Source organism: Paenibacillus flagellatus (assembly GCF_003217775.1).
Classification (GTDB): Bacteria; Bacillota; Bacilli; order Paenibacillales; family NBRC-103111; genus Paenibacillus_AB; species Paenibacillus_AB flagellatus.
The window spans coordinates 585,707-607,761 of record NZ_QJVJ01000001.1 but is presented as its reverse complement, the minus strand read 5'-3'; the positions used below and the strand labels follow the sequence as shown (position 1 = coordinate 607,761).

Here is a 22,055-nt window from a genome sequence, read left to right as displayed (position 1 = left end):
GGATGACCATGACAACATCGCGGCATAACGAGAAATTCAAAGGCATGATGACGGCGCTGCTGACGCCGATGGACGAACGGGGGACGGTCGATGCGGAGTCGCTCCGCCGGCTCGTCCGGCACCAGCTCGATCGCGGCATTCGCCGCTTTTATGTGGGCGGCAGCACGGGAGAGGCGTTTCTTCTGACAGTCGAGGAGCGAATGGGCGTGCTCGAGACGGTCGTCGAGGAGGCGGCGGGCGAGCAGGCCGCGATCGTCGCTCACGTGGGGTGCATCGGCACGTCGGACAGCGTCCGGCTGGCGCGGCACGCGGAACGGGCGGGCGCCGACGCGGTTTCCGCGGTCGTCCCGTTCTACTACAAGGCGTCGATGAAGCAAATTCGCGACCATTACGAGACGATCATGGCCGCGACGCCGCTTCCGATGATCGTGTACCATTTCCCGGGGGCGACGGGGGTGCAGCTTTCGCTCGATTTTTACGAGGATATGGCAAGCCGCCCTTCCTGCATCGGCGTCAAGTTTACCTCGCTCAACCTGTTCGAGCTGCAGCAAATCCGGGCGCGCTGCGGCGACGATTTCCTGATCTGGAACGGCCACGACGAAGTGTTCGCCGGAGGCGGCCTGATGGGGGCGGACGGGGCGATCGGCAGCACGTTCAACATGATGCCGGATTTGTTCGCGAGTTTTTACCGCGACATGGCGGGAGGGGACTGGTCGTCCGTTCGCGAGGCGCAGACGGAAGCGAACGCGGTCATCGCGCACATGCTGCGCTATGACGTCATCCCTTACGAGAAGCTTGTGCTCTATTTGCAAGGCGTCATCGCGACTCCGACCGTGCGCCGGCCGTTGACGCAATTCACGCCGGAGGAGCGCCGGGCGATCGAGGCGTTCTATGCGCAGAGCGGCACGCTGCGGCGCAGCGCCGCCGGCCGGGAGGAACGCTCCCCGGCTTGACGGGGGGACGGGGGCGAAAGCGGATTGCGGAAGTCCGTATTATGCCCGTTCAAGCTAAGGGGCTTTTGAGATTTACTTTTTTGCCCGGGGATAACGGAGCCCGCCCTTCCGTTCATTCCCGGCTTTTTTTGCGTTGGCCGGGCGTTTTTTAAGATAGGGAAGACGTTCTTTCTGCACCCAAATCGCGTTCTTATTCGTCATAATGAGGGGGAAGAAAGGATGTGTAAAAAAGTGAAAAAATGGATGTCCGGGTTTCTTAGCTGCCTTGCGCTCCTGGTCTTAACGGCGGGAGTCCCTTCGCGTGCGGTCTATGGAGTGCTGTTTCCGAGTACGGTTACGATTCATGATGGAAATGGAAGCCGAACAATCGACGGGACGGGCGAAGACGGCATTCTCAACTACAACGACAAGGCTTACGTTCCGCTTCGTACGTTTGCGGAGAACATGGGGGCGACGGTCGAATACGTGCCTCCGTCGGACGAAACCGGCGTGCACAAGATCGATATTATTCAGGGGGCAGCTCCGATTCAATGGACGCTGGAACCGACGGAAACGGTGTTCCCCAAGAGCCAAGACATTTGCAGGCCGAACCACTTCCCGTTCTACATCATGCCTAGTCAAACCCGGAACGCCGACAGCACGACCGATACGTACCATTTTACATTTCGAGTCCATAACCTGATGCCGGACGATATTACGGTAGAACCGATAGAGTTAACTTTTGAAGTTAAAGATGAGTCAGGCCAAGTCGTGTACAGCCGCCCGCTGCCGCCGCTTTCCGGAGTCATTCCGAGCAATTTCGGATTTAGCGCGGCAGCCAGCTGGGATCATACCGGATCGGATGGCGAAGAAGTGCCGCCGGGAACATATTATATAAGCCTAAAACGTCCGGCCGAAGTGACCTTTAAAGTACTGGGCAGCGATGAAGAAAAAAACGTACTCATTGTTAAAGGTATGGGATGTAATGTGGAAGCTTTCCAAATTATCATCTAGAAACGTCCTTCGAATGGCGAAAACCGCGGTGCCGGTCGATCCGGTACCGCGGTTTTCGTATCGAGCGTATCAGGGGGCGGGCTGCGAGGCGGATGCGATGTCGCCGGCCGCCCAGTGGTCGGCGGACACGTCCGTCCAGGCGGATTGGCTTGCCGGCATCGGCTTGCGGCCGAGCATCCGGTTCAGGATGACGACCATCTCCGCGCGGGTGATAGCCGAATCCGGCCGGAACGTACCGTCCCCGTAGCCGTCCACGAGTCCGGCTTGCCGGGCGGTCGCCACGTAAGGGGCGGCCCAATGCCCGTTCAGGTCACCGAAGGTTTGGGCGGCTTCCGCCAGCGGCCATTTCCGGTACTTGACGAGGATTGCCACGAGCTCGGCCCTCGTCAACGGCCGATCGGGCCGGAACGTGCCGTCCTCGTAACCGTCGGTGATCCGTTCCCGGACGAGCCGCTCGATGAACGGCCGCGCCCAATGTCCGGACGTATCCGTGAAGACGGCCGGCGGGGCCGCCGCATCGTTTTCGCCGAGAAGGCGGGCCAGCATGGCGGCTCCTTCCGCCCGGGTAAGCGGCCGGTCCGGCCGGAACGTGCCGTCCTCGTAGCCTTGGGCGTACGCCGCTTTTTCCGGTTCGGCCGGGCTTTCCGGAACGCCGGCGGAGCCTCCCGGCACGGACGGAGGATTGCTGCCGGCTCCGGTGCCGGGTAATCCGGGCGACGCGCCCGAAGAACCGCCGGCCGGCGTGCCGTTTTCCGATCCGATTCCGTCTGAAGGATCGGATTCGGGAGCGGATTCGGGATCGGGTTCGGGGGCGGGTTCGGGCTTCGCATTGCGGATAATCGTGATCCGATACGTTTTGGGCTCCGCATACTCGCTCGACACGTCCAAGCGAATTTCGTTGCTTCCTTCCGTCAAGGCGATCGTCCTGGCTTCGCCGTTTTCCGCTTGCCGCCCCTGGATCGCGATCCGGGCCAAGTCGCTTGCCGCCGCTGCGGAGACCGTTACGGTCGGGACGTCGTAGGGCGTTTCCGCCGTATACGCCGTCTGCATGCGGTGGAAGCCGGGGCGAAGGTCCGCGCCGGTCAGGACGAGCGCGGATAAATCGTTCATCGCTCGGGTATCCAGCAGGATGGAGGCGGAAGCCGGCCCGCTTACGTTGCCGGCGGCATCCCGGAATTGCGCGTATACCGTCCGCGTGCCGTCGCCGGCGGATAACGTCATCTCCCTCGCCGGCCGGAGCGCCTCCCAATCGCCCCAGTGGACGCCGTCCTCGGACAAACGGATCGCATCCAAGCCCGCGACTCCTTCGTCCGTCGCGGCGGCGGCGACCGATACGCGGGGATCGGCGGTTGCGGCCGCTCCGCCGTTGATCGCGATCGTGCCGCGCGGCGGCAGGCGGTCGATGTTCCCGACGGTGAGGCTGACCTCCCCGCTCCGATTGCCGGCGGCATCCGCTCCTACGGCGAACAACGTATCGTTCTCCGTCAGGACAACCGGTCCGGCATAATCTTGGTACGGTCCGGTCGATCCGACTTTGTACAGCCGGGTCGCCGCATCGGCCGGATAATAAACCGACAGCGTCACCGTCCCGTTCGTTACTGTCGTCGGGAAGGCGGTAATGACCGGCGGTAAGGGCGAATCCAGATCGATGTTGCCGACCCGGTAACCGGCTTCCGCACTCCAATTGCCGGCCTCGTCCCGGGCCCTGGCGAAGAGTGCGACGTTGCCGTAAACGGTCTCGGTGACGGTCGCGCCGCCGGACCGGTATACGCCCTCGGGATCGGTATCGAAGCGGTACTGCCGAAGCACTGCGTCGGCCGGGTAGTACACGGTGACCGTCACGCTTTGATTCGTCGGGCCCGTTACGTCGGCATCGAACGTCGGCGCTTCCGGAGGCGTCGTATCGATGACGATCGAGCTCCCGGCTCCGAGCGATCCGGCCGAGCCCGGCGAGGGAAGCGTGAGCTTGGCCGCATCGTGCCGTTCGGTCCCGGCGATCGAGCCGCCGTTTCGCTCCAAGGCGTCCGCCCCGGCATAGTCAAGGCGCATCGAGTCGTCGCCCGGCACGACCGTATAGACGAAGGTTAGCGTCTCGGTGCCGCTTCCGGTATCGTAAATCGCGTAGCGGTCCGTTTCGCCGGTTTCCAGCTTCAATAAAGGAACGCCCGCCACATCGACGGCTTCGCTGAACTCGACTTCGATCGGAACAGTCCGGCCGGCTCCGAAACTGCCGCCGTAAACGGAGGACGTGACGGCGACCGGTCTCGGCGCGGCCGTTACGGTCAAGACGAACGAGGCGGCCGCCTCCGACTTGCCGTCGCCGACGCGGACGGTAACCCGGGCGCTCCCGGACCGGCCGATCGCCGGAGTCAGCTTCAACGTTCGATCCGGGCCGCTGCCGCCGTAGACGATGCCGGTTACGGGGAGCAACTCGGCCTGATCGGATTCGATCGCGATAGTCAAGGAGTCCGGATCGTCGTCGACGTCACCGACGGTGAACGGGATCGAGGCGGTCGCGCCGTCCTCGTCGATCGTCAGATCGGCGACGTTGGAAATCGTCGGCGGGTCGTTGACGGGATTAACCGTAACGACGAACGAGTCCGTCGCGGTCAGCGTCCCGTCGCTCACGGTCAGCGTGATCGTCGCGGTGCCGGAGGCGTTGGCCGCGGGCGTCACCTTGACGGTCCGAGAAGCGCCGGACCCGCCGAGCACGATGCCGCCGGGCGGAACGAGCGCCGGGTTGCTCGAAGCGGCCGTCAGCGTCAACGCGGCGGCGTCGGACTCCGCGTCCCCGATCGTAATCGGCAGAGCGGCGGTCGCGCCGTCCTCGTCGATCGTCTGGTCCGGCACGTCCGTAATCGTCGGGGCGTCCTGGACCGGATGAATCGTGACGGAGACGACGGCGGCATTCGACTCGGCGATGCCGTCTTTTGCCGTAAACGTAAACGAGTCGGTGCCGTTCATGTCCGGGGACGGCGTGTACGTGAATGCCCCCGTCGCCGGATTCGTGATGACGGCCGTTCCCTTTGCGCCGTTCGACGAGATCTGGTACGTCAAACTATCGCCGTCGGGGTCGGCGGCGGAGAGCGTTCCGCTGTACGGCGTATCCTCGTTCGTGGCGATGGAGCCGTCCGCCGCAATCGGCGGGCGATACGTATACGCGTAAATATCGCTGGTCAAGTACCGGTAGTCGAGCCAAACGATCTTATCCCCGTCGATAAACGGAATCATCTCGCTGGCGTTGGTCGCGATCAGCCTGTATTCCTTCCGGGCCGTCAGGTCGTACATATAGACGTCCGGGTTGCCTCCCCGCCGGTCTTCCCACACGATCTTGTCGCCGAATATGGACGGCTTTTGCTGGATCGAGGCGTTGTTCGTGATCCTGGTTTCGGTATGCGAGGACAAATCGTACATATAAATGTCCGGGTTGCCGTTGCGTTCGTCCTCCCAAACGATCCGATCGCCGGATAGTTCGAGATTTCGCATATTCGACGAATTCGTCACGATCGGCACGACGGTTTGAGCCGTTGCGTCGTACAGATAGATCGCGGCACCGCCGGTGACGGAGGCGATCCACGCGACGCGGTCGCCGTCTATTTTCGGCATGCCGTTGGTGTTTTCCGCTATCAGGGTGTCCGTCGAAGAGGCCAAATCGTACAAGCGCATTTCCTTTTCGGGGCCCGTAAAGTTCCAGTAAACCACCTTCGTTCCGTCGATATCGGGAAAAAATTCCGAGCTTACCGTCCGATCGGTCAGGCGGCGCGGCGTCGGACTCGGCTCGCTCAGATCGGCGGTCCACATCAGCGAATGCTCCGTCCAGACGACCCGGTTTCCCGACAGAACCGGCCTATCGGCCGCCGAGGGGCCCGCGATCAGCCGCTCCTCCGAACGGGTCAAGTCGTAGACGTAAACGTTACGGGTGCCCGTCGATACGTTATCCGCATAGACGATCCGATTGCCGTCGACCCGAAGCTCCAAGACGTCGTTGACCGTCTTCACCTTCAGCGGTGCAGCCGCCTCCGCCCGCTTCGCGATCGGACCGAACGAACCTGCGATAGCGGCGGCCGCAAGCGTCATCACGATGGCTCTGCCCACTTTCAAATGCGGGTTCCTCCTTTGCGCTTCTTCGTTTCAAGATCCGATTGTAGCAAATCGAATGTCGATCCGATATTTACTTTCGTTAATTCCCCGATCGTTTTTACCAAAACGTTTCATCGTTCAACAAATAAAGACACCGTTCGCTATGTACAAGTTTTTGGAAACAATATAAACTTTTTTATGAGTAATTGATGAAATTTTGTTTCAGTTGTCGAAAGGAGGTGCCCCGTACTTCGCGCCGGACGCCGCACAATCGTCCGCATCAGAATGTAAACGGATTCATAAACAAACGAGGAGGGATTTGAATTGAAAGTGACCATGGCTGCGGTCCGCAAAAACGTTCACGCCGCCCTTGCCGTCGCGCTGCTGGCGGGGAGCTGTCTCGCCGCTTTCGGAACGCCGGCGTACGCGGCGTCGGAGCCGTCGGGCTTCACGGTCGTCCGGCAGGACGGTTTCGTCGTGGCGCCCGGCGTCCGCCATACGTCGATGACGCTTGCGGGCGGAGGGCATGTCGAAGAAGTGAACATGCTGGAGATCGACCCGGCGAATCCGGTCATCCGGCTCGAGACGACGTCGCCGAAAGGCAAGGTCGTGGCGCTCGATACGGTTCGCAACCAGGCGAAGCAAATCGACCGCGACGGGCACCGGGTCGTAGGCGCGTTCAATATGGACTTTTACAATACCGATCCCGCCTATGCCGGCATTCCGGTCGGGCTGCAAGTGACGAACGGCGAGCTGATCACCGCTCCGCCGACGACGCGTTCGGCATTGTCCGTCAAGGCGGACGGAACGTTCGCGATCGAGAAAAGCATCGCGTTCTCCGGCACGGTGACCGCGGCCGGCGGCGCGACGAAGCCGCTCGCCGGCGTTAACCGGGTGCGTGCCGCCTCCGGGCAAATGGTGCTGTACTCGGACAAGTTCAGCGCCACGACGAAATCGGCGGCGGGCGGCGTCGAGCTTGTGCTCGCGCCCGCCGCGGGGGCGAAGCTCGAGCTCGATCGTCCGATCGAGGCCGTGGTCGAATCGGTCGCGGAGGCGGGCAACAGCGCGATTCCGCCGGGCAAGCTCGTTCTGTCCGCAGCGGGAGCGGACGCCGACTGGCTGCGCGCGAACGCGGCGGTCGGGCGCACGCTGACGTTCCGCCTCGGCTTCGACAAAGGGCTGAACGACGCCGTCCAAGCGGTGTCGGGCGGCGTCATGCTCGTCGAGAACGGCGCGGCGACGCCGGAGGCGCTGGCGGACAACGACCGCCATCCGCGCACGTTCGTCGCGGCGAAGGCCGGCAAGCTGTATGTGCTGACGTTCGACGGCCGTCAGCCGACATACAGCGACGGGGTAACGCTGTCCGAAGGGGCGCGTTACTTGGAGGAGCTCGGCATGGAGAAGGCGATCAACGTCGACGGCGGCGGCTCGACGACGTATGCGGTCCGCCTCCCCGGGGATACGGAAATTTCCGTCGTCAATTCGCCGTCGGACGGCTACGAGCGCGCCAATTCGAACTCGCTCGCCGTCGTGTCGACCGCGCCGGTGACGGAGCTGGCGACGCTCGTGCCGCAGCCGAAAGGCCCGATCCGCGTCGTCGCGGGCAGCACGGTCCGATTCGGCGCGAAAGGGCAGGACGCCTCGTATAACGGCGTCCCGGTCGACGCCGCCTCGCTCGTCTGGCAGGCGGATGCGGCGATCGGGACGATCGCGGGCGACGGGACGTTCGCCGCGGCCGCCGCGCCGGGTACCGGCAGCGTGACGGTTCGCTCCGGCACCGTATCGGCGCAAGTGGCGGTCGACGTCGTGACGGCGGTCGCCCGGCTGACGCTGTCGCCGAGCCCGGCGGTCGTCAACCCGGGTGCGACGCAGACGTTCGTCGCCCGCGCGTTCGACGCGGAGGGCCGCGAGCTGATCGTATCGCCGGAGCGGCTGACGTGGAGCGCGGAAGGCGGCATCGGCACGTTGTCCGCTGCGGGCGTGCTGACCGCAACGAATCAGGTGGTGGCAGGCAAAGTGAAAGCATCGTACGGAAACGTTCAGGCGGAGGCGTCCGTGAACGTCGGCAAGCCGCCGATCGTGCTGGAAGATTTCGAGGAGCTGTCGGACATCGCGGTTTCTTCGGCGAGAGCGAACTCGGTCAAGCTCGACTTGACGAGCCGTCCGAACCCGGTCCGGTACGGCACGCACGCGGCGAAGCTGTCGTACGATTTCACGGGGACGATCGGGACGTCCGCCGCCTATATGAACTTCAAGGACGCCGCCGGCGCGGCCGGCAAGCCGATCGAGGATTACCCGACGAAGATCGGCGTCTGGGTGTACGGGGACGGCAATAAGCATTGGCTGCGCGGCCAAGTGCAGGACGGAACCGGGACGAAGAAGCCGATCGATTTTACCGGCACCGGAGAATTGAACTGGACGGGCTGGAAGTACGTAACCGCCGACATCCCGACGGGAATGGCGCTTCCGCTCCGGCTGACGCAAGTATACGTCGTCGAGACGAGCAACGCGAACAAAAACGCCGGAGCGGTTTATTTCGACCAGCTGCGGGCGGTGTACAGCGATATCGGGGAAGATCTCGAAGGACCGGCGTTCTCGGGCCTCGCTCCCGCTCCGAACGCGAAGGTGTATACGAATCGGCCGGAAATTTCCCTGCGCGTCGCCGACGAAGGACAAGGCGTCGATCCGGGCTTGATCGTCATGAAGCTGAACGGGACGGTCGTACCGCATCTCTACGATGCCGCGAGCGGCAAAGTCTCCTACACGCCGGCGGCCGCCCTCGCGGACGGAACGTACGCGGTCGCGGTCGACGCCTCCGACAAGGCGGGCAACCCGGCCGTGCCGAATGCGGCATGGAGCTTCACCGTCTATACGGGACCGGATACGGAAGCGCCGTCGCTGGCCGTGATCGCGCCGATGGACGGCATCACGACGCGCACCGAGCAGCCGCGGCTGGCGGTGAAGGCGACCGACGGCTACACCGGCGTCGATCCGACGAAGCTGGCGCTCGAGCTGGACGGAGCGGTCGTGCCGCACGAGTACGACGAGGCGAGCGGCACGCTGTACTACACGGCTCCCGCCAAGCTGCAGCCGAATTCAACGCACGCGGTGAAGGCGACCGCCGCGGACAAGGCGGGCAACGCCGCTTCGATCGCATGGAGCTTCACGGTCGGCGCGCCGCTCGGCCAGCCGGCCGATCCGAACAAGTTCCAGATGAGCGTCATCGGCGACGGCGGCTATTACACGGCCGGCCAAGGCCAGACGGCGGCGGACATCCTGCTCCGGGAGCAGATCAACCGGATCAACGCCGAATCGTCGGAGCTGATCGGCTACACCGGCGACATCGTGGAGAACGATACGGCGGCGAACTACGCGACGGCGGTGCAGAACATGAACCTGTTCGACGCGCCTTACGTGGTCAGCATCGGCAACCACGAAATTTCCGGCACCGGCTCCCGCCTCAACTACCAGCGGACGTTCGGCGAGCCGACTTATCTGTACGACTACGGCAATACCCGGATCATCGGCCTCGACTCGGCGAACAACACGATTACCGGCTCGGACGCCTCGCAATGGCCGTGGCTCGCCCAAGTGCTCGAATCGACGGAGCAGCGCAACGTGTTCGTCTTCATGCACGTGCCGCCGGACGAGATCAGCGCGGAGGGCGAAGATTTCAAAACCGGGCACGGGTTCAACGATCCCGTCGAAGCGCAAAAATTTTACGACCTGCTCGGCGGCTTCAAGAGCTCGCACCCGGATACGAACGTGGTCGTGTTCAGCGGCGACCTGCACGCGTACTTGCATAAGAAAGTCCAGGGCGTCGACTACGTCATCTCCGGCGGAGGCGGCAAATATACGCACATTCCGGCGGAGAAGGGCGGCTTCTATCATTATTTGAACGTCCGCATCGACGATGCGTCGGTCGAGTGGGACGTCGTCCCGCTGCTCGAATCGATTTCGTTCCGGAACGCTCCGGCGAAGCTTGGCATCGGCGGGCAAGCGGCGCTCGTCGCGGACGGCAAGTTCATGACGAGCACGAACGAGCCGATCACGCTTCCGGTCGGCGCGCCGTTCAAGACGGAATGGGTGTCGAGCGATCCGGCGGTAGCCGAGGTCGACGGTCAAGGCGTCGTAAAGGCGAAGGCGGCCGGCACGGCGGCGATTACGGTGAAGGCCGGCAATCGGGAAGCGCAAACGACGATCCAAGTCGTCGACGCGCCCGCCGGCGAGGAGCTGGAGCTGTCCGGCTTGACGCCGATGAGCGTAGGCGACGCGCTGCAGGCGACGACCAGCTACGTGCTGATCGACGGCACCCGCGTGCCGATCTCGAGCGGCGTGGCGTATTCGACGGAGGATGCGAACGTCGCGGTCGTCTCCGCGGGCGGCATCGTGACGGCGCTCGGCGAAGGGCAGACGGTCGTCAAGGCGGTTTACGGCGGCAAGTCCGCGTCGGTTGCGCTGCAAGTGGCGCCGTATGAAGCGCCGTCCATCCGCGAGAAAATCATGGCCAAGGACACGGCCGCCCGCACGATCGAGCCGGAGCTGACCGGCTCGCTGCCGCTGTCTCCGGGACTCGTCGTCTTCCAAACGGCGAACGGCGTTACGCGGCAGGCGACGCTCGGCGACGTCATGGTCGGGGCGACCAACGTATCCGCATACCGGAACAAGGCGGGCCAAGTGTACAAGCTGCTGATCGACGGCGAGACGCCGGTCGACGGCATGCGCGTCGGCATCCGCAAAGACATCAGCAACATCGCCGACATGACGCAGATCGATCATCCGTCGGTCGAGCTCCGGTCGGTTTCCGGTATCCGGCTGACCGACAAAATCGCAGGCCGCACGTTCGACGTCCCGGCCGATACGCCGGTCGTGCTGACGCCGGAAGCGGGACAACTGAAAGTGACGTCCGGCGGCGCGGAGCTGTACCGGACCGCGAACCGGCTCTACGCAGCGGCGGCGGCCGAAGCGGGGCTCGTCCAGATCGCGTCGATTACCCGGGCTCACGGCAAGCCTCAGTACCGGGGGACGCTCGAGCTGACGCTGTCGCCTTCCCGCGACAAGCTTCGCGTCGTGAACGAAGTCGGGATGGAGCAATACTTGTACCAGGTCGTGCCGAGCGAAATGCCGGTGTCGTTCGGACTGGAGGCGCTGAAGGCGCAGGCGGTCGCGGCGCGCACGTACGCGCTCACCGACTACGAAAGCAGCCGGTTCGCCGACAAAGGCTTCCATATCGACGACAGCACGCTCAGCCAAGTGTACAACAACCAGGCCGAATTCGACTTGACGACGCAGGCGGTCAACGAAACGTCCGGTCTCATCATGCGCAGCGGAGGCGGGCTCGTCGACGCGAGATTTTACTCGACGTCGGGCGGCTTCGGGGCTTCGAAGCACGAGGTATGGGCGGACAGCGGAACGAATGCGTTCCCGGGCACGCCGGTGCCGTATTTGACGGGGCGCAGCTATACGTACGATCCGGCCGATCCGTCGAAGCTGCTTCAGCTCGATACGCACGACGAAGCGCAGCTGAACGCATTTTACAAGACGCTGTCGCATACCGGCTACGATTCCGAATCGCTGTACTTCCGCTGGAAAGTATCGCTCAGCCGGGCGGAGCTGGAGAAGACGATCAATGCGAACTTGGCGGGCCGGTATGCCGCCGATCCGCTGTTCATCCTGACCCGCGCGGACGACGGCGGCTTCGTCAGCAAGCCGATTCCGGCGGCGGGCATCGGAACGCTGAAGAACATGTACGTGGCGGGCCGTGGGCAAGGCGGCAATATTACGGAGCTGGTCGTCGAAGGCACGACCGGCACGTACAAGATCGTCAAGGAGTACAACATCCGCTTCACGATCCGTCCGAGCAAGACGTACACCGGCGGGGCCGACGTGCTCGCTTACCGGGCGAAGGGCGGCTCGACGGATTACGATCCGGCGGGGACGCTTCGCAACCCGAGCATTCTGTACTCCGCGTTCTTCACGTTCGACTTGGCGAAGGACGCGAGCGGCGCCGTTACCGGCGTGACGTTCTACGGCGGAGGCAACGGCCACGGCGTCGGGATGAGCCAATACGGCGCGTCGATGCTCGGCGGCAAAGGCTGGAGCTTCGACCGGATTCTCGACGCGTATTACAACGGCATGTCGCTGGTGCCGATCAACGGACCGAAGCTCGAGCTGACCGGCATCCGTATCGACGGCTTGGCCGCGGCGATGAAGCCGGGCGAGTCGAAGCAGGCGACGGTTACGGCGCTCTACTCGGACGGCAGCAGCGGCAAAATAACGGCGGGCGTCACGTTCACAAGCGGCAATCCGCAAGCGGCCGGCGTCTCGGGGTCCGGCCTCGTGACGGCGAGCGGCTACGGCACGGCGACGATTAGCGCGACGTATCAAGGACGGACGGCGACGTTCGACGTCCGGATCGATCCGCCGTTTACCGGCTTGCGGCTGGACGGCCTGGCTCCGATGATCGTCGGGGAGACGAAAGCGTCGGTGCTGAACGCGGTATACGCCGACGGTACGGTTACGCGGGTGACGTACGGCGCGGTCTACACGAGCTCGAACCCGCAGGTCGCCTCCGTCGACGGGAACGGCGTCGTGACGGCGCTTCAGCCGGGCACGACGGAGATTGCGGCCGCTTATCAAGGGCAGCGGGCGAGCTACGAGCTGCAGGTGAGCCCGAAGCTCGTCGGCATCCGGATCGATCCGATCGCACCGATGAAGGAGGGCGACCGGACGGCTACGGTCGTACGGGCGGTTTACTCGGACGGCGGCACCGTCCCGCTGCCGGCCGGATCGGGCGTCGCGTTCGCGAGCTCGAAGCCGTCCGTCGCCACGGTCGACTTGAACGGCGTCGTGACGGCGCTCGATCGGGGAGGGACGACCGTCACCGCCGCGTGGAACGGCTTCTCGGCATCCGCCGACGTTCAGGTGACGTCGTCGATTCTCGTGCTGACCATGCCGCCGGTGAAGCCGTTGAAGGCGGGCGAGACGGCCCAGCTGTCCGTAACGGCGCGTTATTGGGACGGCACCGTCCGGCAGCCGACGGAAGGCGTGACGTATACGAGCAGCGACCCGTCCGTCGCGTCGGTCGACGCGTCGGGCACGCTCCGCGCGCACAAGGCGGGCGTCGTCACGGTCCGGGCGCAATACGGCACGAAGACGGCATGGAGCGTCGCCGTCGTCATTCCGGTCCGGAAATAAGCGCGGCTATCGTCCGCGGCAAACGAAAAGCTCTTTCGAACTCCGGTTCGAAAGAGCTTTTTCGTATACCCTTTGCGTTATCGAATGGTGGCAGCAACCCTCCCTTCGAACGAAACAAGGTTCATGTACCCGGCGGCTCGAAGAGCTCGATAGGATTACCCGAAGGGTCCTCCAGTAAGATCTGCTTGCCGCCAAAACCTGCGACCATATCATTGCGGAAACGTAACCCGGCTCGACGCAAGGTATCGACTAAACCGCCAAGGTCATCGACCTCGATTTGAATTCGATTCCAGCCGCCGGGCTCCGGCTTTCGCCCGTCCGGCATGGCTTGAACCGCGCCGCCCGGACCGTTTTTGGCATTCACGAGAAGATTCAAGCCGCCCCGCTGCAAAACGGCAAAGCCGGGTGCGGGATGTGCCGTGACCATGAAGTCAAGATACCGTGTATAAAATGCGATAGTCGCATCAACATCGTCGACGATGTAACGTACCCGAACAGGGGCCATTTTTTCTCCTCCTTACCGTTTCCATTCCCCGGTTTCAAAATCCAAGTCAGCCGGTGCGGCGGGAGCGGAGCACGGCGAACCCGGCGACGATCATGCCGATCATTCCCAGCACGATGGCCACGATGGCCCCGGCCCGTCCGTTGCCGGTGCCGAAACCGCCGGTGGAGTTGGCCAGATGCAGCCCGGCGAGGACGATGCCGATCAGCCCCAGTCCCGCGGCGGCGAAGGCGCCGGCTCGCCCGCTTCCGGCACCCCAACGACCGGCGGAGCGGGCCAGCGACAGCCCGCCGACGACCACGCTGATCAGCCCCACCACCGCGGCCGCAATGGCTCTGAGTCGCCCTGGGGTAAATCCGTATCCGACAGTACCGTCGGTCGCTTCGGCAAAGGCAATCGTCGGCACAAGCAGAAGTGTACAAAGGATTGCGAATGAAACGAGCTTCATGTTCATAGGTCTGTTCCTCCTCTAAATGATGGGAATGAGAGGCGTTCCTCCCGTGCGCTAAACGTAGTTTATCAAGCCCGTGTCAAGGACTTGTGGAGATCGTATCCTTTTTTCATGGCGATTGCTTTTTTGCATAAAAATTAAGCTATAATACGAGTAAAAAACGGCGGAAAGAAGCGAGATTCGGATGGAAACAACTTTACTTCTGGTAGACGATGAAGTGAAAATGCTCGAGGCGACGGCTTCCTATTTGCAAAATGAAGGGTTCCGGATCGTGTGCGCCACGACGGGCTTGGAAGCGCTGACTGCAGCACGGACGGAGCGTCCGGCTTTGGTCGTGCTGGACTGGATGCTTCCGGGAATGAGCGGCCTTGACGTTTGCCGCGAACTTCGGTCCATGGGGTCTTACGGAATCATCATGCTGACGGCCAAAACGGAGGAAACGGACAAAATTATCGGGCTGGAAATCGGGGCCGACGATTACATGACAAAGCCTTATAGCTTGAGAGAGCTGGCGGCCAGAATCCGTTCCGTATTGCGCCGCATTCAGGGGAAATCCGAAGAAATTCAGACGATGGTAAGGGGAGACTTGACGCTTATCGAATCGAAATGCCAAGTTTTGAAGGATGGCGCGGAAATTGTTCTTACGCCGACGGAATACAAATTATTGATGACGTTGGCCGCCAAACCCGGTATTGTATTCAGCCGGCTTCAGCTGATGAAATCGGTCATGGAAAACGATTTCATCAACTACGAGCGCACGATCGATTCCCATATCAGCAATTTGCGGAAAAAGATCGAGAGCGATCCGGCGGTTCCGACCTATATTCAAACCGTGTTCGGATTCGGTTATCGATTCGGTGACAAGCTATGAACGTGCGGTGGTGCATCGGAGATAAGCTGTTCGGAGCGATGGCGGTCCTGGTTCTTTTCGTCACGCTCGGTTACTTCGGGGCGACCCACGGATACTTAAAAAACCGGTTTGAAGATTACTTCAAAGAAAAAACGACATGGCCGTTTGAAAGCTACTATAAAGAGCATGACAACTCCTGGGAAGGCATAGAGGACATGAAGCTGTCGGACGAGCTGGAGCAGCGGAGTCCGGATCAACGCGAGATCGCTCTATTGTCTCCCGATGGCAGCCTCTTGTTCTATACGGGATCGGGCGACCCCGGGTCGTTGATCGGGCAGGGGAAACGGAATACGGTCCTTGTAAACGGAAAGACGGTCGGCACGGTTTATGCCGATAGGTGGGAAACGACCGAAGGTTACTTGATTAAGACGCATATTCTGGACTCCATGCGCACCTCGAGTTTCAGGGTACCGATCTTGACCGGAATCGTTGCACTGCTTCTCGGCGTATGGTTAACCAGGAGGTTAACGCAGCCCCTGAACCGCCTCATCCCCGCCATACAAAAAATAGCGGCGGGAGACCTTCGCATTCGCATTCCCGTGACAACAAGAGATGAATTCGGGAAAGTGACCGAAACGCTCAATCATATGGCGCAGCAGTTATTGCGAGCGGAAGAAGTACGCAAAAATTTGACGGCCGATGTGGCGCATGAGCTTAGGACGCCGCTTTCCAATATTCAATGCAAGCTGGAGGTCATACAGGAGGGGGGGCGGGACGTTCCTCCGGAAACCTTGCTGCCTATACAGGATGAAGTGATCCGTTTATCCATGCTTGTCGACGATCTCCACCAGCTAACGCTGGCCGAGGCGGGCAAATTGCGGTTGGACCGATCCCCGACCGATCTGGTCCCCTTGCTGGATCGGATTATCGATAGGGTAAAGCCGGAAGCGGATGAACGAAAGATCGGCATCGTTCGGTCGTATCCCGCTCAAAAAACGATGGCGTTCGTCGATCCGAACCGGATTACGCAAGTATTTTATAATGTGTTGACCAATGCCGTGCGGTATACCCCGTCCGGGGGAAGCATTTCGATCCGGATGACGGATCGGTCCCGGGACGGGTCGCGATTGGCGGTCGTCGATATTGAGGATACCGGAGTCGGTATCCCGGCGGAGCAACTCCCCTTCCTGTTCGACCGTTTTTATCGCGTTGAAGAATCGCGTTCCCGTCATACGGGCGGCATGGGTTTGGGGCTTGCGATTGCAAAAGAATTTGTCGAGGCGCATCAAGGCTTCATTTCGGTACAAAGCGAGGTTGGTCGCGGCACCCGGTTTACGGTGCAACTGCCTTGCGATTGATCCATCGGAAGCGGTCAAGGGGATGCTGTGTCGCAGACGTTCGACACGAACATCCCCTTGGTTTTATTGCTTTTTGGTCAAGTACAAGTAAAATGTGAGCGGGGCGAAAACGGCGACGAACAGCAAGCAGACGCCGATGCCCGCCGCTACGACGGAAGCGCTCGCCGTTCCGGCCATCAAGCCTCTCGCCGCGGACACCGCCACGCTGACCGGATTCCAATCGACGATCCGTCCGATCCATGGCGGCATGGTGGCCGAATCGACCAGAATATTGCTGGCGAACAGGAGCGGGTACACGACGATCATGCTCGATCCCGATACCGTCTCGGGGCGGGCGGCCATGACGCCGATCGCGGAAAAGATCCAGCTCGCGCTGAAGGCGAACAGGACGATAAACAGCATCGACAAAACGGCTCCCGCCATGCCGCCTTCCGGACGAAAGCCCAGCAGCAGCCCCGCGCCGAAAGCCGCCAGCAAGGCGACGACGTACCGCAATCCGTCCGCGACGACAAGGCCGAGCACGGAGGCGGGCTGCCAGAACGGCATCGTTCGAAACCGATTGTACACCCCTTTGGCGATATCCGAACAAATCGAGGTGCCGCTATAGACGGTCATGGGTACGACCGTCAATACGAGCACGCCCGGCAGCAAATAGGGAATGTACGCTTCCGTCGACCCGGCGACGGCCCCGCCGAACAAAACGGTAAAAATCAGCAGCATCAGGACGGGGGAGACGACGACTTCCAGGACGAAATCGAACGATTGACTTTTCGCGTGCCGAAGCGATCTCCAGAGGAACGCCGTCGTCGCGCTCCAAGCGCTCGGGCTTCCGGGTGCGGATCTTCCCCGCAATATGGCTTCCGTTTGGTGTTGACGGCCCGCGTTCATGTAGCGTCCTCCTCTCGCCGCCCCGAGCGGATTAAGGCGAGGAACGCCTCGTCAAGAGTCGGCTCGTCGAGCGAAAACCGGCCGACCGGGACGCCGTGCTCGACCAGCTTATGAAGGATATGAACGGCCATATCGGCTTCCGGGGCGGGTATTTTATAGACGAGCGGATCGGCATCCGGGCAGGCGGTCAGTTGGTATTCGTTCGCCAGCAGCCTGTCGATCGTTTCTTGTTCGCCGTCGCGAAGCTCGGTCAGCCGGATCGACAGCGTTTTGCTTCCGATGGAAGCTTTCAGTTGATCGGGCGTCCCTTCGGCAATGACAGTTCCGCGATGCAGGACGGCGACCCGGTCGGCGAGCCGATCGGCCTCCTCCAAGTATTGGGTCGTTAACACCACCGTCGTGCCGAGCTTCAAGAGCAGCCGGACCGTCTCCCATACCTGCATGCGGCTTTCGGGATCCAGTCCCGTCGTAGGCTCGTCCAAGAACAGCAGCTCGGGCCGATGGACGACGCTCGCGGCGATATCCAGCCGCCGCCGCATGCCCCCGGAATAAGTGTCGACGGCGCGGTGCCCGGCCTCCTCCAGCCCGAACGATGCGATGAGCTCCTCGGCTAACGATCGCGCTTCTTTTTTGGAATAGCCGTACAGTCTGCCGATAAGGAACAAATTGTCCAAGCCCGTCAATCGATCGTCCAGGGCGGCGAACTGCCCGGTGACGCTGATTCGCTTCCGGACGTCCCGCGCTTCCTTCACGACGTCGTAGCCGGCTACCCGTGCGGTTCCTCCGTCCGGCTTCAGGAGCGTGGAGAGCATATGGACGGTCGTCGTTTTCCCGGCGCCGTTCGGCCCGAGCAGGGCGAACAGCTCGCCCTGTTCGACCTGCAGACGAATTCCTTTCGCCGCCTCGACGCCGCCGAAGGACTTTCGGAGGTCCCTCGCTTCGATCGCATAAGACATGTGCGGCCTCCTCCTTTCGGGGCGAGATTTACATAAAGTCGCGTTTATGCTCCGCCGCCCATTCGGCGAACGTTTTGGCCGGCCTGCCGGTCACTCGCTCCACGGTAGGCAGCACCGAGTAGCCGATCTCGGGAGGGTTTTTCCCCATTGCGACGAAAAACTCGATATCGGCCTCGCCGTACCCCTGCTCCTTCCACCGGCTCCTGGCCTGCTCCTCCGTCCATTCCTCGAACCGGATCTCCTTGCCGATTGCTTCGGCAATCATGTTGACGGCGTCCACGCGGGATAGAGCCTCCGGCCCCGTGATATAGTAGCTTTGGCCGTGATGGCCGTCTCCCGTCAGCGCCTCGACGGCGACGGCGGCGATATCCGCTTCGTGCACCCGGGCGCTCAACGCATGACCGAACGGCTCGCGGACGACGCCCTCCGTCCGGATCGATTCCCGCCAATCCGCCAGCGCGTTGGCCATGAATTCGACGGGCTTGAGCAGCGTCCACTCCAAGCCGCTCTGCTTCAAAGCTTGCTCGATAGGGTTTCCTTCATAGTCCAGCAAGGCGACGATACGCCGCACGCCGGCCTCCTCGGCCATTTCGACGATTTTGAGATCGGTTTGCAAGTCGGCGTTCGCGTTATCGCTGGACAAGATCAAATACAGCGACGTCACTCCTTGCAAAGCGTCTCGAATCGTTTCCGGCACATTCAAATTGCCCGCCGCGACGTCGAGCCCCTCCGGCAGTCTCGCTTGCGCCGGATTGCGCGACAGCGCCCTCGTCGGGAGTCCTCTTCGAACGAGCTGCTCCGCGACGTGCCGTCCGACCGTTCCCGTGGCTCCTGTTACCAAAATGGTCATGATACGCTTCCTCCGTTCGTCATGTTCGATAACGTTGTTGAATGTCGGCTATCGTTTGCAATAAATCGCCCTTCAGCTCTTCGGGAGACACGATCTCCACCTTCGCCCCGTAGCTTAACACGACGGAGAGCGCGTACTCTTTTTGATAAAAAATCGTGTGCACGTCGATGTGGGTGCCCTGATCGACGCATTCGCCCGGAAACTGCTCGAACACCCGGGGTTGGGCGTTCCGGTCGAAGCGCAGATGAAGCGGCGTCCCCTGCGGCTGTTCTTGAGGGGGCTCGTCGAACGCCTCCCTCGGCCGAAACGTTTCCCCGGATACTTGAAGCTCCGCCATGCGGGATAGGCGAAACAACCGCTTCGCGTGGCGCGTCAGACAGTACCCCTCCAAATACCAGGCTCCGCGCCCCCAGTAAAGGCGGAGAGGCTCCACTTGCCTGTGCGAAACCGTGCCGTTAGCGCTCGTATAGGAGAAGGCAATCGGGTTCGTTTGTCGGATCGCTTCGCAGAGCGGCTGCACGACCGCCTTCTCGCTCTCCGTCGTGCTTAAATCGAATAAAACGGTTTCGGCGCTTCCTCCATTCGTCAGAGCCGGATGCAGGCTGCCGAGCTTGCGCCTTACCGCGGCGAAGGCGCCTCCGGCGGCTCCATCCATGCTCTTCAGCAAATGGTAGATGACCGAGAAGTCCTCGACGGAGAAATGCTGCTTGGTCAAGAAGAAACCGTCCATCAGCTCGAAGCCGCCGTCCGCGCCCGCAAACGACGCGACGGGAATGCCGGCTTGATTGATCAGCTCCACGTCCCGGTAGATTGTGCGCACGGAAACCTCGAACCGGGCCGCCAGCTGTGCGGCCGTTACCCGCTTGTTCGTCAGCAATTCCATCGTAATGCCGAGCATGCGATCGAGTCTCATCTTGTCGTCCCTCGCCTTTCTCCGTCTATTCGAAAGTATAGTGCATCGATTATGACATCTTGGTTGTCAGGATTAGAATGGGATTAAAAAAAGAGGGTTCTCCGTTGCCGGCTTGAACCCGCGCGGGCGCTTCGTCGTCTACCACCAATAGAGGATTCGCATTCCGTTTTCCGAAGCGGAATAGCCGGAGGGATGTCCGATGAAGCCGATACCGAGATCGCCCTTGCGCATATGGCTCGGCGCGCGATATTACCGGCTGCGGCGGTACGCCGAATGGTGGCGCAGCGCGCGGAGCTACGCCTCCGTGCGGGAGAGCGTTCCGCTGCCCTGCGTCGTGTTTCGCCACAGCACCCCCATCTACCGGCGGCTGCGCGACGTCGACATGTGGATGCAGCGCAACAAAGCGCACAACCTGTCCATCGCGTTGAAGCGGCTCGACGGCATCGTCGTCCGCCCGGGCGAGACGTTCTCGTACTGGAGGCTGATCGGCAAGCCGACGCGCCGGAAAGGCTATCTCGAAGGGATGGTGCTGTTCTACGGCACGTTCCGGTCCGGCGTCGGAGGAGGGCTGTGTCAGCTGTCCAACCTCATCTATTGGATGACGCTCCATACGCCGCTTCGCGTCGTCGAACGGCATCGCCACAGCTACGACGTGTTCCCGGACGCGTCGCGGACGCAGCCGTTCGGCAGCGGAGCGACGTGCTCCTTTAATTATATCGATTTGCAGATCCATAATCCGACGGATCGGCCGTATCAGCTGCGGCTCGTGCTCGACGAAACGCACTTGAGCGGGGAATGGCGGACGGATATCGCGCCCCCGTACCGATACGAGATATACGAGAAGGACCATGCGATTACGCTCGAGCCGTGGGGGAAATACGTACGCCACAATACGATAGGCCGCAAGGCGTACAATGCGGCGGGAGAATGCGTGGCGGACGAGTACGTGACGGAAAACCGCGCGATCATGATGTACGATCCGCTTCTGCGGGAGCCCGGCGATTGATTGGCCGGAACCGCTTTCGTTTGCTATACTTGGAATTGACGCTGTAAACCGTTAACGTCATGAAACGAAATGGCGTTATGATTCGGGAGGGGAACCGTATCCAGTACGTCCTGTCGTTTATCGTCGCTTTCGTCATCGTCTACGCGCTCATCCCGCCGCTTCGGAAGCTCGCCTTCCGCATCGGCTTCGTGGACAAGCCCCGCGAGGACAGCGAGCGCAAAATTCATCGCGAGCCGATCCCGCTGACGGCCGGCATCGCGATCTTCATCGGCTTCGTCGTTTCGTTTCTGCTGTTCGTCCGCGAGGACCTCGCCCAGACCGCGGCGATTTTGGCCGGCTCGTTCCTCGTGCTCGCCATCGGCACCGTCGACGACTGGTACAAGACGCACCGCAAAGAATTTCCGGCGCTGCCCAAATTCGTCGTCCAAGTGGCCGCCGCTTATATCGTGTACAAATCGGGCATCGTGTTTTACGGCTTTTCCAATCCGTTTACGGGGCAGGAAGTGATTTTGCCGGAGTGGCTGCAGCTGGTGCTGACCGTCACGTGGATATTCGGCGTCACGACCGTCATCAACTTCTCCGACGGCATGGACGGGCTTGCCGGGGGACTGTCCGCGATATCCGCGGGCACGCTGTTCATCGTCGCCATGGCGAAGGGCCAGTCCGGCTCGGCCATGATGGCGATCATCGTCGTCGCGATCGCGATCGGTTACTTGCGCTACAACAAGGCGCCGGCCAAAGTGTTCATGGGCGATGCGGGCGCGACATTTTTCGGCTTCATCCTCGGCGTAATCGCGCTCGACGGAGCGTTCAAGCAGGCGACCGTCCTGTCGCTGTTCATCCCGATCCTGGCGCTCGGCGTGCCGATCTTCGACAACCTGTTCGTCGTCTTCCGCCGGCTCCGCCAAGGCAAGCCGATTTATCAGGCCGACGCCAGCCAGGCGCATTACCGGCTGCTGTCCACGGGCATGAAGCCGAAGCAGGTCGTCGCGTTTTTATGGCTCGTCAACGTCTGCTTCAGCATGATGTCGATCATTTTGCTTTTATTGAACGTGTAA

Annotated in this window: 14 protein-coding genes; 7 read left to right on the top strand and 7 right to left on the bottom strand. The window is 61.8% G+C overall.

Features of this window, described 5'->3' with window-relative positions:
• Positions 1–2: 2 nt before the first annotated feature.
• Together DLM86_RS02760 and DLM86_RS02755 are read left to right on the top strand one after the other, a co-directional pair.
• Positions 3–953: an N-acetylneuraminate lyase gene (locus tag DLM86_RS02760; RefSeq protein WP_245954309.1), complete on the top strand. Its 951-nt coding sequence runs from the start codon at positions 3–5 to the stop codon at positions 951–953.
• Positions 954–1,172: 219 nt separating this feature from the next.
• The gene (locus tag DLM86_RS02755) at positions 1,173–1,946 is read left to right on the top strand and encodes a hypothetical protein (protein ID WP_110838416.1); all 774 of its coding nucleotides are present in this window, start codon (positions 1,173–1,175) and stop codon (positions 1,944–1,946) included.
• Between the two features lie 69 nt (positions 1,947–2,015).
• Here DLM86_RS02755 and DLM86_RS02750 read toward each other — a convergent pair whose 3' ends face one another.
• Positions 2,016–6,041: an S-layer homology domain-containing protein gene (locus DLM86_RS02750; RefSeq protein ID WP_245954335.1), complete on the bottom strand. Its 4,026-nt coding sequence runs from the start codon at positions 6,039–6,041 to the stop codon at positions 2,016–2,018.
• A 315-nt stretch (positions 6,042–6,356) separates the two neighbouring features.
• Between DLM86_RS02750 and DLM86_RS02745 the strand changes: the two genes are divergently transcribed.
• Positions 6,357–13,223 (top strand): SpoIID/LytB domain-containing protein, encoded by a 6,867-nt coding sequence (locus tag DLM86_RS02745; RefSeq protein WP_245954334.1) that lies wholly within the window; start codon positions 6,357–6,359, stop codon positions 13,221–13,223.
• A gap of 121 nt (positions 13,224–13,344) precedes the next feature.
• On the opposite strand, the gene DLM86_RS02740 is transcribed toward DLM86_RS02745, so the two are convergent.
• On the bottom strand, positions 13,345–13,728 hold the full coding sequence (locus DLM86_RS02740; RefSeq protein ID WP_110838413.1) for a VOC family protein: 384 nt from the start codon (positions 13,726–13,728) through the stop codon (positions 13,345–13,347).
• 46 nt (positions 13,729–13,774) lie between these two features.
• Positions 13,775–14,179 carry a DUF6223 family protein gene (locus tag DLM86_RS02735; RefSeq protein ID WP_110838412.1) on the bottom strand — a complete coding sequence of 135 codons (405 nt, stop codon included), beginning with the start codon at positions 14,177–14,179 and terminating at the stop codon, positions 13,775–13,777.
• Positions 14,180–14,360: 181 nt separating this feature from the next.
• Between DLM86_RS02735 and DLM86_RS02730 the strand changes: the two genes are divergently transcribed.
• Both DLM86_RS02730 and DLM86_RS02725 read left to right on the top strand, forming a co-directional pair.
• Positions 14,361–15,047 (top strand): response regulator transcription factor, encoded by a 687-nt coding sequence (locus tag DLM86_RS02730; protein WP_110838411.1) that lies wholly within the window; start codon positions 14,361–14,363, stop codon positions 15,045–15,047.
• Positions 15,044–16,384, top strand: coding sequence for a sensor histidine kinase (locus DLM86_RS02725; RefSeq protein WP_110838410.1), 1,341 nt, complete (start codon positions 15,044–15,046; stop codon positions 16,382–16,384). Before DLM86_RS02730 ends, DLM86_RS02725 begins: the two co-directional genes overlap by 4 nt.
• A gap of 63 nt (positions 16,385–16,447) precedes the next feature.
• Here the strand turns inward: DLM86_RS02725 and DLM86_RS02720 are convergent, their stop codons facing one another.
• From DLM86_RS02720 to DLM86_RS02705, 4 genes are read right to left on the bottom strand one after another with little or no spacing between them, the layout of a single operon-like run.
• On the bottom strand, positions 16,448–17,272 hold the full coding sequence (locus tag DLM86_RS02720; protein WP_110838409.1) for an ABC transporter permease: 825 nt from the start codon (positions 17,270–17,272) through the stop codon (positions 16,448–16,450).
• Positions 17,269–18,228, bottom strand: a complete 960-nt coding sequence (locus DLM86_RS02715; RefSeq protein WP_110838408.1) for an ATP-binding cassette domain-containing protein — start codon at positions 18,226–18,228, stop codon at positions 17,269–17,271. Before DLM86_RS02715 ends, DLM86_RS02720 begins: the two co-directional genes overlap by 4 nt.
• A gap of 28 nt (positions 18,229–18,256) precedes the next feature.
• A complete protein-coding gene (locus DLM86_RS02710) occupies positions 18,257–19,078 on the bottom strand; it encodes an SDR family oxidoreductase (protein ID WP_110838407.1) in 822 nt (273 codons plus the stop codon).
• A 19-nt stretch (positions 19,079–19,097) separates the two neighbouring features.
• A complete protein-coding gene (locus DLM86_RS02705; protein ID WP_110838406.1) occupies positions 19,098–19,991 on the bottom strand; it encodes a helix-turn-helix transcriptional regulator in 894 nt (297 codons plus the stop codon).
• Between the two features lie 199 nt (positions 19,992–20,190).
• On the opposite strand from DLM86_RS02705, the gene DLM86_RS02700 reads away from it, so the two are divergent.
• Positions 20,191–20,997 carry a VanW family protein gene (locus DLM86_RS02700; RefSeq protein WP_110838405.1) on the top strand — a complete coding sequence of 269 codons (807 nt, stop codon included), beginning with the start codon at positions 20,191–20,193 and terminating at the stop codon, positions 20,995–20,997.
• A 77-nt stretch (positions 20,998–21,074) separates the two neighbouring features.
• On the top strand, positions 21,075–22,055 hold the full coding sequence (locus DLM86_RS02695; protein ID WP_110838404.1) for an MraY family glycosyltransferase: 981 nt from the start codon (positions 21,075–21,077) through the stop codon (positions 22,053–22,055).